Genomic DNA, 11,319 nt, shown 5'->3' with positions numbered 1-11,319 from the left:
AATTACAAAAATCAATGATTTTAAACTTTCTTCTCTTTTTATCTTCTATGTTTACCTTTTATATTTCGTTGTTTTTTATATTTAACATTTTTATTATTTTCTCTAGGTCTAATCAAGCACTTATTCCCATAACCTATTAAATCTTTTCTATTTGCTTTTATTAATGCTTCATATACTAAGTCATAATTCCTAGTTTTCTTATACTGCATTAGTGCTCGCTGCATAGCCTTCTCGTGAGGCGATCTAGGTACATATACTTTTTTCATTGTACGAGGGTCTAAGCCTGTATAATACATACAAGTAGATAATGTACTAGGTGTAGGATAAAAATCTTGAACCTGTTCTGGCATATGTCCTATATCTCTTAAATATTCTGCAAGCTCTATAGCATCTTTTAGTGTTGACCCAGGATGGCTAGATATAAAGTACGGAACTAAATATTGATTCATACCCAAAGCTTCGTTTATCTCATAATATTTCTTGACAAATTTATCATATACTTTTCTGCTTGGTTTTCCCATCATATCTAAAACTCTCTGTGACACGTGTTCTGGTGCAACTTTCAACTGTCCACTAATATGATATTTGCATAATTCTTTAAAAAAATCGTCGTTTTTATCATACATAAGATAATCAAACCTAATACCTGACCGTACAAACACTTTTTTTACGTTAGGAAGTTTCCTAATCTTCCTAAGAAGGTTAAGATAATCTGTGTGATCAATTTTTAAATTTTCACATGGAGACGGAAACAAACACTGCTTATCTTGACATACTCCATATTTTATCTGTTTTTCACACGCCCGATGTCTAAAATTCGCAGTAGGTCCTCCTACATCATGTATATATCCTTTAAAATCAGGCTCTTCAATAATTTTTTTTGCTTCATCAATAATTGAGCTATGACTCCTGCTCTGTATAACTCTTCCTTGATGAAAAGCAAGTGCACAAAAATTACAACCTCCAAAGCAACCTCTATTACTTATAATACTAAATTTAACCTCTTCTATTGCTGGCACACCACCATCTTTTTCGTAAATAGGATGATAACTTCTCATATATGGAAGTGAATATATGTCATCTAACTCTATCTGACTCAGTGGCTTGTATGGAGGGTTTTGCACTACATAACAATTTCTATAAGGTTCTACTAAAGTACGTCCATACACTGCGTCCATATTTCTATTCTGCATCATAAAGCTTTCTGCATATTTTGTTTTAGATTTTAGTATTTCATCGTAGCTTGGAAGTATTATAGGTTTATATGGTCTATTTATATCATTAGTTTTATATACAGTTCCATTAACATAAGTTATTTCTTCTATAGGTATCCCATATTCCAATGCTTCAGCTATTTCTATAATTGGGCCTTCTCCCATACCATACACTATTAAATCCGCATTAGAATCTAAAAGTATTGACCGTCTTACCTTATTAGACCAATAGTCATAATGTGCCATTCTCCTTAAACTAGCTTCTATTCCACCTAAAATAATCGGAACTTTACTGTAAGCCTCTCTCACTTTTTGTGTATATACTATGGAAGCCCTATCTGGTCTCATTCCTGTTTTACCTGCTGGTGAATAGACATCCCTTTTTCTTCTTCTTTTTGCAACTGTATAATGATTTACCATAGAATCTATATTACCACCAGTTATAAGAAAAGCTAGTTTAGGTCTGCCTAGCTTTTTAAAATCTTCAATGTTTTTCCACGAAGGTTGTGATATAATCCCTACCTTATATCCTCTACTTTCCAACAACCTACTGATTATTGCACTTCCAAATGACGGATGGTCAATATAAGCATCTCCAGTTATTAGTATGAAATCTAGCTGTTCCCATCCTCTTTTTTTCATATCTTCTTTATTTATAGGTAAAAAATCCATATTATTATCATTCCTTTTAAACAATTTTCTCACCTAACTAATTCTATTTTATCCTGTTGCCTTTTGTCAAATACAAAATAAAAAACAAAACCCCAATTATGGGGTTAAAGATATTTAATAGATATTATTTTATTGTTGTGTACATAAAACTCATCACTTAGTCCTTCCACAATCACAAGACCTCTCCCACTGCATTTTAATTCTAAAGGATTATATGCTCCTTTATCATAAATAAATCCTTTTCCTTCATCTGAAACTTCTATTCTAACTTTATTACTATCAATTTTGATGGAAAGTGATACGCATTTTTTTCTATCACATTTATTACCATGCAAAACACCATTTGTAATGAGTTCATCTAATATAAGCCTGATATCAAACATTATGTTTTTATCATGTATTTTTTCGCCAATCATATTAAGTATTCTTTTAAGAAAAGGCTTTACTTTGCACATGTCACTACAAACACTTTCGTCAATTATATAACACAAATCAATCACATCCATCTTAAAATATATAATATAATTACTATTTATGTATTACCCAAAAATTACTTGTTTAATCCTGAATTAAAAATAAGAGGGAAACCCTCTTATTCTTGTTTTTCAAACATATCCTTTCCTGCGCCACATACTGGACAAACCCAATCTTCTGGTAAATCTTCAAATGCAGTTCCAGGTTCTATACCGTTTTCAACATCTCCTTCATTAGGATCGTAAACATAGCCACAAGGCATACATACATATTTATCCATATCAATTTCTCCTTTCAAACTTTATTTTTATTTATCATAATATTACCCATAAAATAATATCTTTAAACCTTTAACTAATATATTTTTAAAGAAATCTAAAAATTACTATTATGCTTCCTTTTTTATATGTTATAATAACAAATAAACATCAAATATTAGTAAGGAATGTGATACTATGTCAAAGCAACTAAAAGCAGATTTAGCATTATTAGCTGTAACTGCTATTTGGGGTTCAACATTTGTAATAACTAAAAATATTCTTAACAATATACCTACATATAATTTTCTAGCTTTAAGATTTATCCTTGCATTTATTATTTCAAGCATTGTTTTTTACAAAAATATGATTAAAATTAATAAAAATACAATCATATATGGGCTTATGATAGGGACTATACTTTTTTTAGGATATGCATTTCAAACTGTAGGATTAAATTATACAACACCTTCTAAATCTGGATTTATAACAGGATTTTCAGTAGTAATAGTACCAATTACTTCCTCTATAATATCAAAAAAGTTACCAAATAAGTCTACAATATTTGGAGTATTATGTGCAATCATAGGTTTAGGATTTATGACACTCGATACTAGTCTATCTCTAAATATTGGTGATTTATGCACAATAATATGTGCTTTTTGTTTTGCATTTCATATTATATTCGTAGGTAAATATACCAATATGGTAGATTCTGTTTCTTTGGCAATCATTCAAATAGGAGTTGTAGGTTTCATAAGTCTTATGTTTTCCTTAACTACGCACACTTTTACATTGCCTAATACACTTATTGATTGGTCCGGAATAATATATACTGGAATTTTAGCAACATCTGGTGCATATATAATACAAAATATAATGCAAAAATTTACTTCTCCTACTCATACTGCACTAATATATACTGCAGAACCTGTTTTTTCTGCTATATTTTCTTTTATTATTTTAGGAGATATAATGACTACAAAAGCAATAATTGGAAGTATACTAATTCTATTAGGTATGATTTTAAGTGAGTTTAAACCTAAAAAAAACAATCAACCCCAGACTTAATCTGGGGCCCTTACTTTTTTATTTATTATAAATTATATCTTCTAACAATTCCCAAATAACTTCTGTATTTATCTTTTTTGTTGCTGAAAAAGGTATAACTAGACTTCTATCTTTAATATCTAAACTTTTAAGTATAACAGATATGTTTTTTTGCCACTTTCCTCTTGAAATTTTATCCGCTTTAGTAGCAATTATTATCCCTTTAAAGCCAAAAGATTTTATCCAATCATACATAACCTTATCATGTTCCCCTGGCTCATGCCGTATATCTAGTAAAAGAATTACTTCCCTAAGACTTTTTCTATCCTTTAAATATGTTTCAATCATTTGCCCCCATTTTTTTCTGACGGCTAAAGGCACTTTAGCATAACCGTATCCAGGTAAATCTACAAATCTAAACTCATCATTTATATTGTAAAAATTAATAGTTTGTGTTTTTCCTGGTTGTCCACTAGTCCTTGCTAAATTTTTTCTATTTATCAAAGTATTAATCAATGATGATTTGCCCACGTTTGACCTGCCAGCTAAAGCAATTTCAACAGGACCTTCAGAAGGATATTGTTCTTTTTTAACCACAGTTGCAAGTAATTCAGCTTTTTTTACTTTCATCCTTATCCTCCTCTTTTATTAAAGCGTGCTCTAAAACTTCATCCATAGAATTAACAAATACAAATTCTATTTTTCTTTTAATCTTATCAGGTATATCATCCATATCCCTTTTGTTTTCCCATGGAAGTAATATTTTAGTTATACCTGCTCTATTTGCCCCTAATACTTTTTCTTTAATACCGCCAACTGGCAACACCCTACCTCTTAGAGTTATTTCTCCAGTCATAGCTACATTCCTATTAACAGGCACATTTGTTAATGCAGAAATAACAGCAGTAGCCATAGTTATCCCTGCAGAAGGACCATCTTTAGGTATTGCACCTTCTGGGACATGTATATGAATATCCATTTCTTTATAAAAGTTACTATCTATGTTGTATTTTTCAGCATTAGATCTGATAAAACTTATTCCCGTCATAGCAGATTCTTTCATCACATCCCCAAGTTGTCCAGTAAGCTGAAGTTTACCAGTTCCCTTCATAGGATTTACTTCAATACACAAAGTCTCTCCACCTACAGCAGTCCAAGCTAATCCAGTAGCTATACCAACTTGGTGCTTTTCTTGTGCTTTCTCATGCCTGTATTTTGGTATGCCTAGATAATTATGCAAGTTATTATTATTTATAGTTACAGTTTTAACGTTCTCTTCCACAATCTTTTTAGCAGATTTTCTACATATATTTGCTATATTACGCTCTAAATTTCTTACTCCAGACTCTCTAGTATAGTCATTGATAATCTTTCTAACTGCATTCTCAGAAATCTTAAGGTTTTTCTCTTTTAATCCATGTTCCTTAATCTGCTTAGGCAAAAGATACCTTTTCGCTATTTGAAGTTTTTCTTCTTCAGTATATCCAGGTATCCTTATTACTTCCATCCTGTCAAGTAAAGGTTCAGGAATGGTTGAAGTTGTATTTGCAGTTGTTATAAACATAACTTTAGAAAGATCAAATGGTATATCTAAATAGTGGTCAGTAAAAGTATTGTTTTGTTCTGGATCTAGTACTTCTAATAATGCAGAAGCAGGATCTCCTCTAAAATCGCTATTTAATTTATCTATTTCATCAAATAAAAATACGGGATTTTTAGAGCCTGCCTTTCTTATCAAAGATATTATTCTACCTGGAATAGCTCCAACATAAGTTCTTCTATGACCTCTAATTTCTGCTTCATCTCTTACACCGCCTAATGACATTCTTATAAACTTTCTATTCAACGCCCTTGCTATAGATTTTGCTATAGATGTTTTACCAACTCCAGGAGGCCCTACAAAGCACAATATAGGTCCTTTCATGCTATTAGATAGTTTTCTTATAGCTATGTATTCCAACACCCTTTCCTTTACATCTTTAAGTCCATAATGGTCTTCATCTAATATTTCTCTAGATTTTTTTATATTAATTCTATCTTTAGTTTCCTTATTCCAAGGTAAATCTATTACCCAATCAAGGTATGTCCTTATAACTCCCGCTTCAGGAGAACTGGGTGATATTTTAGTAAGTCTATCTACTTCCTTTAAAGTTTTTTCCTTTACTTCTTTTGGCATCTTAAGTTTTTGAATTTTACTATTATATTCCTCAATTTCCTCCATAAGCCCATCATCTTCACCAAGTTCATGCTGTATAGCTTTAAGTTGTTCCTTTAAGTAATACTCTTTTTGAATTTTAGTGATCTGTTTTCTTACTCTTTGATTTATTTGTTGTTCTATTTTTAATATCTCTATTTCCTCTTTTAGTATCACATCTAATAACTCTAATCTTTCATAAGGGTCAAAAGCCTCAAGAATTTTTTGATTATCTTCAGGCTTCAAATATATATACGATGATATAACATCTGCTAATCTCCCAGGTTCATCTATTTCTGAAACTGTAATAAAGACATCTGGAGATATTCTATCGCCAAGACTAATATATTCTTCAAAACTTTCTAACACCATTCTCATTATAGCTTGTATTTTCTTATCTTTCTTTACTTCTCCTTCATATAATATTTCCTCAATCTTAACTTCAAAATAAGGTTCTTCACTCAATATTTCTATTATTTTCCCTCTATTTATTCCTTCAACTAATACTCTAATAGTATCTCCCGGAAGTTTAAGCATTTGTTTTATCTTACAAACTGTCCCAATATGATAAAATTCATCAGCATTAGGCATATCAACTTTAGCTTCCTTTTGAGCTGTTAAAAATATTAAAGAATCATTAACCATAGCTTTTTCCAAAGCATTTATTGATTTATCCCTTCCTACATCAAAGTGTATAACCATATAAGGGAAAACTGATAGTCCTCTTAAAGGAATAAGAGGTATAATTCTCTCATTAGTTTTATAATCATTATCTGCCATGTTATCATCTCCTTTGTCTTACTAGATACTTCATCTATTATACATTTTGCCTCATTTAGTACAAAATAGTCAATATTATGTTTCCCATAATTTATATAGTTATAAACAAAACCCACGAAAATTCGTGGGTTTTATGAAGCAGATTCTTTCTTATTAGACTTCTTACCTGTCTTTTTCTTCCTCTTTTCGGAAAGAACAAGAGTAGGTTTTCCTCCATTTTTAACAGTATCTTTATTAATAACGCATTTTTCAATATCTTCTCTCGAAGGTATCTCATACATTATATCCAGCATAATTTCTTCCATAATGCCTCTTAATCCCCTAGCACCACTTTTCCTTTCGATAGCCTTTTCTGCAATAGCTTCCAAAGCTTCATCATCTATCTCTAAATCTACTCCATCCATTAGAAATAACTCTTTATATTGTTTAACTAACGCATTTTTAGGTTTTGTAAGAATATCTATTAATGCATCTTTATCTAATTGATTTAAGGTAACTATTACTGGTAATCTTCCAACAAATTCAGGAATAAGACCATATTTTAACAGGTCTTCAGGTTGAACATATTTTAATACTTCTCCAACATCTTTTATTTTTTTGCTCTGTATATCAGCCCCAAATCCCATAGATTTTTTTCCTATTCTGGATTGAATAATTTTTTCTAAACCGTCAAAAGCTCCACCGACTATAAAAAGAATATTTGTAGTATCTATCTGTATAAATTCTTGATGTGGATGTTTTCTTCCTCCTTGGGGTGGTACACTTGCTACTGTTCCTTCTAATATTTTTAAAAGAGCTTGTTGGACACCTTCTCCACTCACATCTCTAGTTATAGAAGGATTCTCTGACTTTCTAGCAATTTTATCTATTTCATCTATATATATTATCCCTTTTTCTGCTTTTTCTATATCATAATCTGCTGCTTGAATAAGCTTCAATATAATATTTTCTACATCTTCACCTACGTATCCAGCTTCAGTTAAACTCGTAGCATCGGCTATTGCAAAAGGAACATTCAAAATTTTTGCAAGTGTTTGAGCTAGCAAAGTTTTACCTGAACCAGTAGGCCCGATCATCACTATATTACTCTTTTGTAACTCAACATCATCATCTGAAATATTTTTATTAATTCTTTTATAATGATTATATACAGCAACAGCTAATGCTCTTTTTGCTCTATCTTGTTGAATTACATAATCGTCAAGCACCTTTTTCATCTCAGCAGGCTTTGGTAAATCTTTAATTTCAACATCGAAGTCCTCTTCAAACTCTTCATCGATTATCTCTTGACAAAGATGTATACACTCATCACATATATATACATTTGGCCCTGCAATAAGTCTTCTAACTTGGTCTTGAGATTTTCCACAAAATGAGCATTTAAGCTGTTTTTCCTCAAATCTCGACATTATGACACCTCTCTCACTCAAATCGTTATTTCCTAAAAGTTATTACCTCGTCTATTATACCATATTCTTTAGCTTCTTGTGCAGACATAAAGAAATCTCTATCCGTATCTCTGGCTATCTTATCATATGGTTGACCTGTTCTTTCGCTAAGTATCTTGTTTATTTGTTCTCTCATCTTTACAATTCTTTCAGCATGTATTCTTATATCCTCTGCTTGACCTCTAGTCCCACCTAAAGGTTGATGAATCATTACCTCAGAATTAGGTAATGCATATCTCTTACCTTTAGCTCCTGCAGCGAGTAAAAATGCTCCCATACTTGCTGCCATACCTATACATATGGTAGATACATCTGGCTTAATATATTGCATGGTGTCATATATTGCAAATCCTGAAGTTATCGAACCACCAGGACTATTAATGTAAAGCTGTATATCTTTATCTGGATCTTCTGCTTCTAAGAATAATAATTGTGCAACCACTAGGCTTGCAGTAACGTCATTTATCTCATCAGAAACGAATATAATTCTTTCCTTTAAAAGCCTAGAATAAATATCATATGACCTTTCACCTCTATTGGTCTGTTCAACTACTACTGGTACCAAAGCCATAAGTTATCCCTCCTATTATCTTTAAGATAATTTAGCATTTTCAACTAAAAAGTCAATTGTTTTCTTTCTAATTATACCCATTTTAATATATTCTAAATCTGTTTCCCTAATATTTGCTTTAAACTTATCTACTTCTTGACCGTATTGTTTAGCAAATTCCTCAATTTCTTTATCTATTTCTTCTTCAGTTTCTTTAATATTTTCTTTCTTAGAAATAGCCTCTAAAACAAGCTCAGTTTTAACAGCTTTTTCAGCTCCTTCTCTAAACTGCTCTCTTAAATCTTCTATTTTAGTATTTGTAAGCTCAAGATATTGATTTAATTCAATTCCTTGAATTTTTAATCTGTAACTAAATTCTTGAAGCTCAGAATTAATCTGGTTCTCAATCATAACTTTTGGAATGTCTACTTTAGAGTTTTCTACTATTTTTTCAATTACTCTATTTTCATTTTCTCTCTTCTCATTATCCTTTGCTGTTTTTTCTAATTTATTCTTAATTTCTTTCTTTAGTTCATCTAGAGTATCTACTTCGCTTACATCCTTAGCAAATTCATCATCAAGTTCAGGCAACTCTTTTTCTTTTATCTCATGAATATTAACCTTAAAAGTAGCTTCCTTACCTGCTAAATCTTTTGCATGATATTCTTCTGGGAATTTAACATTAATTTCTACTTCTTCTCCTTTTGTCTTACCAATCAATTGTTCTTCAAATCCAGGTATAAATCTTCCTGAGCCAATTTCTAATGTTTGATTTTCTGCTGTTCCTCCTTCAAATTGCTCGTCTCCTATAAATCCTTTATAATCTATAGTTAAAATGTCTCCTTTCTTAACAGGTCTGTCTTCTGCTTCAATAATTCTAGCATTTTTATCTTGCATCATTTTAAGCTCATTCATTACATCTTCTTCTGTAACATTGTACTCTACTTTTTCTACTTCTATTCCTTTATATTCTCCAAGTTCTACTTCTGGTTTCACTGTAACTTCAGCAGTAATGATCAATGGTTTGCCAGATTCAATTTGTTCAATATCAATTTTTGGCCTATCTACTGGCTCTAATTTTTGCTCTTCTATTGCACTATCATATGCATCAGGTAATAATATGTTAACTGCATCTTCATAAAAAACACCTTTACCATAATTTATCTCTATTATTTTTCTTGGAGCTTTACCTTTTCTAAATCCGGGAATATTAAACTTTGCTCTATTTCTTATATATGCTTTTTGTATTCCCTCTTCAAATTTTTCCGCATCAATTTCAATTTTTAATGTGACTTTGTTATTCTCCTTTTTTTCAATAGTTGATTTCATTTATTTTCCTCCTTAAAAATAATACTTATTATTTAAATTTTATATAAAAATATTTTGCAGGTCGTGATATATCTAAATAATATATATTTTATTCTCTTTATCAATACTTATCTAATTAACCATTACATTATATCACATTAAAAATATATATGTCCAACATCAGTTTCTAGCTACTATATAAATATTTGAACATACGAAAAAAACCAATGGTCAAACCACTGGTTTAAATGGTGCGGGAAAGAGGACTTGAACCCCCACGCCAAAGGCACTAGATCCTAAGTCTAGCGCGTCTGCCAATTCCGCCATTCCCGCAAGTCTTAATTATTTACTGACAAAATTCATTATAACATGAATAAAATAAAAGTCAAGTTTTTTTATCAAAAAATTTCAGTAAATTTTTAGCTTTAAACTATTAAGGAAATTTTGTCTATTAAAAGACAAATTATACTTACGCTACTTTCTTATAAATATTTAAAATCATATCTTTATCAATGATTATAGTTACTTTCTCACCCTCCTTTAAAAGCTTATCCTCCTTAAATGTCCACAAAGGTACATCTACACCTAATGAATCACTTATACTAACTAATGCAACGAAAAACTCTTTTCTATTATTATAAGGCACCTCCATTACTTTAAAAATACTATTATTTTTAATTATTTCTCCAACTAATACATCCATCTTTTTCTCCTCTATACAATATATTATTTTTATATTTCTTATTCCCATTATACTTTAGACTAAACAAAAAATTTATCACTTTTTGGTGCCTTATAAAATTATTTTAACAATAAAAAGCTGGCAAATGCCAGCTATAATGGTGCGAGAAACAGGATTTGAACCTGCATAGGATTGCTCCCACTAGAACCTGAATCTAGCGCGTCTGCCAATTCCGCCATTCTCGCAAATATTACATTACTTTTATATTATAAGCAATGTAAAAACATAAATCAATATGTTTTTATAGTTCTAATGGTATAATTACATAGATAAATATGTTTTACGTCTTTTTCTAGTATTCCATTTTTTCTTTTCTTTAAAATTTTCATTATTTACATATCCCATTTCAGCTGCACATTTTGGACAATATATATCATCTTGACAGCACATAGTATCTAAAATTTTACCGCACTTTTTACATTTTAATAAACAAGCACATCCTATCCCTTCAGATTTGTAAATTTCCGTTCCATCTATTCTATATCCTATTAATGTTTTTTTCATAGTTATACCACCTCTAATACATAATATGCGATATTGTTATTTTGCGTACAATACAACAATAGATTTATTTTAATTTCAAACTTATTATCCCATATATAATTTAACACTTTCAGATATAAATGAATA

Annotated in this window: 11 protein-coding genes and 2 tRNA genes; 1 reads left to right on the top strand and 12 read right to left on the bottom strand. The window is 30.5% G+C overall.

All coding sequences use genetic code 11. The features are described from left to right. Nucleotides 1-38: 38 nt before the first annotated feature. The 3 genes from ACZ41D_RS04110 to rd all read right to left on the bottom strand — a co-directional run bounded on the left by ACZ41D_RS04110 (nt 39) and on the right by rd (nt 2,640). Entirely contained in the window at nt 39-1,910 is a 1,872-nt protein-coding gene (locus ACZ41D_RS04110) for a YgiQ family radical SAM protein (RefSeq protein ID WP_464152659.1), read from the bottom strand. A gap of 80 nt (nt 1,911-1,990) precedes the next feature. Continuing rightward, nucleotides 1,991-2,386 (bottom strand): ATP-binding protein, encoded by a 396-nt coding sequence (locus ACZ41D_RS04105; RefSeq protein ID WP_464152658.1) that lies wholly within the window; start codon nt 2,384-2,386, stop codon nt 1,991-1,993. 92 nt (nt 2,387-2,478) lie between these two features. After that, nucleotides 2,479-2,640 (bottom strand): rubredoxin, encoded by a 162-nt coding sequence (gene rd, locus ACZ41D_RS04100; protein ID WP_464152657.1) that lies wholly within the window; start codon nt 2,638-2,640, stop codon nt 2,479-2,481. A 175-nt stretch (nt 2,641-2,815) separates the two neighbouring features. On the opposite strand from rd, the gene ACZ41D_RS04095 reads away from it, so the two are divergent. Continuing rightward, entirely contained in the window at nt 2,816-3,688 is an 873-nt protein-coding gene (locus tag ACZ41D_RS04095) for a DMT family transporter (RefSeq protein ID WP_464152656.1), read from the top strand. An 18-nt stretch (nt 3,689-3,706) separates the two neighbouring features. Here ACZ41D_RS04095 and yihA read toward each other — a convergent pair whose 3' ends face one another. The 9 genes from yihA to ACZ41D_RS04050 form a co-directional block, all read right to left on the bottom strand. After that, on the bottom strand, nt 3,707-4,297 hold the full coding sequence (gene yihA / locus ACZ41D_RS04090; RefSeq protein ID WP_464152655.1) for a ribosome biogenesis GTP-binding protein YihA/YsxC: 591 nt from the start codon (nt 4,295-4,297) through the stop codon (nt 3,707-3,709). Continuing rightward, the gene (lon, locus tag ACZ41D_RS04085; protein WP_464152654.1) at nt 4,278-6,641 is read right to left on the bottom strand and encodes an endopeptidase La; all 2,364 of its coding nucleotides are present in this window, start codon (nt 6,639-6,641) and stop codon (nt 4,278-4,280) included. The genes yihA and lon overlap by 20 nt, the downstream gene beginning before the upstream one ends. Nucleotides 6,642-6,772: 131 nt before the next feature. Next, nucleotides 6,773-8,050: an ATP-dependent Clp protease ATP-binding subunit ClpX gene (gene clpX, locus ACZ41D_RS04080; RefSeq protein WP_464152653.1), complete on the bottom strand. Its 1,278-nt coding sequence runs from the start codon at nt 8,048-8,050 to the stop codon at nt 6,773-6,775. Nucleotides 8,051-8,075: 25 nt separating this feature from the next. After that, nucleotides 8,076-8,660 carry an ATP-dependent Clp endopeptidase proteolytic subunit ClpP gene (gene clpP, locus ACZ41D_RS04075; RefSeq protein ID WP_464152652.1) on the bottom strand — a complete coding sequence of 195 codons (585 nt, stop codon included), beginning with the start codon at nt 8,658-8,660 and terminating at the stop codon, nt 8,076-8,078. Nucleotides 8,661-8,681: 21 nt separating this feature from the next. Beyond that, nucleotides 8,682-9,968: a trigger factor gene (gene tig, locus ACZ41D_RS04070; protein WP_464152651.1), complete on the bottom strand. Its 1,287-nt coding sequence runs from the start codon at nt 9,966-9,968 to the stop codon at nt 8,682-8,684. 228 nt (nt 9,969-10,196) lie between these two features. Beyond that, nucleotides 10,197-10,280, bottom strand: a tRNA-Leu gene (locus ACZ41D_RS04065). Nucleotides 10,281-10,416: 136 nt separating this feature from the next. Continuing rightward, nucleotides 10,417-10,698 carry a hypothetical protein gene (locus tag ACZ41D_RS04060; RefSeq protein ID WP_464152650.1) on the bottom strand — a complete coding sequence of 94 codons (282 nt, stop codon included), beginning with the start codon at nt 10,696-10,698 and terminating at the stop codon, nt 10,417-10,419. Nucleotides 10,699-10,787: 89 nt separating this feature from the next. Further along, nucleotides 10,788-10,874, bottom strand: a tRNA-Leu gene (locus tag ACZ41D_RS04055). A 76-nt stretch (nt 10,875-10,950) separates the two neighbouring features. Beyond that, entirely contained in the window at nt 10,951-11,193 is a 243-nt protein-coding gene (locus ACZ41D_RS04050) for a hypothetical protein (protein ID WP_464152649.1), read from the bottom strand. Nucleotides 11,194-11,319 lie beyond the last annotated feature (126 nt).

Source organism: Brassicibacter thermophilus (genome assembly GCF_055378355.1).
The sequence above is the reverse complement of the archived record's forward strand: the minus strand, read 5'-3'. Positions and strand labels throughout refer to the sequence as shown.

Coding starts and splice junctions, on each gene's coding strand:
- rd (WP_464152657.1), bottom strand. CDS start 2,640: ATGGATAAATATGTATGTATGCCTTGTGGCTATGTTTACGATCCTAAT.
- ACZ41D_RS04095 (WP_464152656.1), top strand. CDS start 2,816: ATGTCAAAGCAACTAAAAGCAGATTTAGCATTATTAGCTGTAACTGCT.
- yihA (WP_464152655.1), bottom strand. CDS start 4,297: ATGAAAGTAAAAAAAGCTGAATTACTTGCAACTGTGGTTAAAAAAGAA.
- lon (WP_464152654.1), bottom strand. CDS start 6,641: ATGGCAGATAATGATTATAAAACTAATGAGAGAATTATACCTCTTATT.
- clpX (WP_464152653.1), bottom strand. CDS start 8,050: ATGTCGAGATTTGAGGAAAAACAGCTTAAATGCTCATTTTGTGGAAAA.
- clpP (WP_464152652.1), bottom strand. CDS start 8,660: ATGGCTTTGGTACCAGTAGTAGTTGAACAGACCAATAGAGGTGAAAGG.
- tig (WP_464152651.1), bottom strand. CDS start 9,968: ATGAAATCAACTATTGAAAAAAAGGAGAATAACAAAGTCACATTAAAA.
- ACZ41D_RS04060 (WP_464152650.1), bottom strand. CDS start 10,698: ATGGGAATAAGAAATATAAAAATAATATATTGTATAGAGGAGAAAAAG.
- ACZ41D_RS04050 (WP_464152649.1), bottom strand. CDS start 11,193: ATGAAAAAAACATTAATAGGATATAGAATAGATGGAACGGAAATTTAC.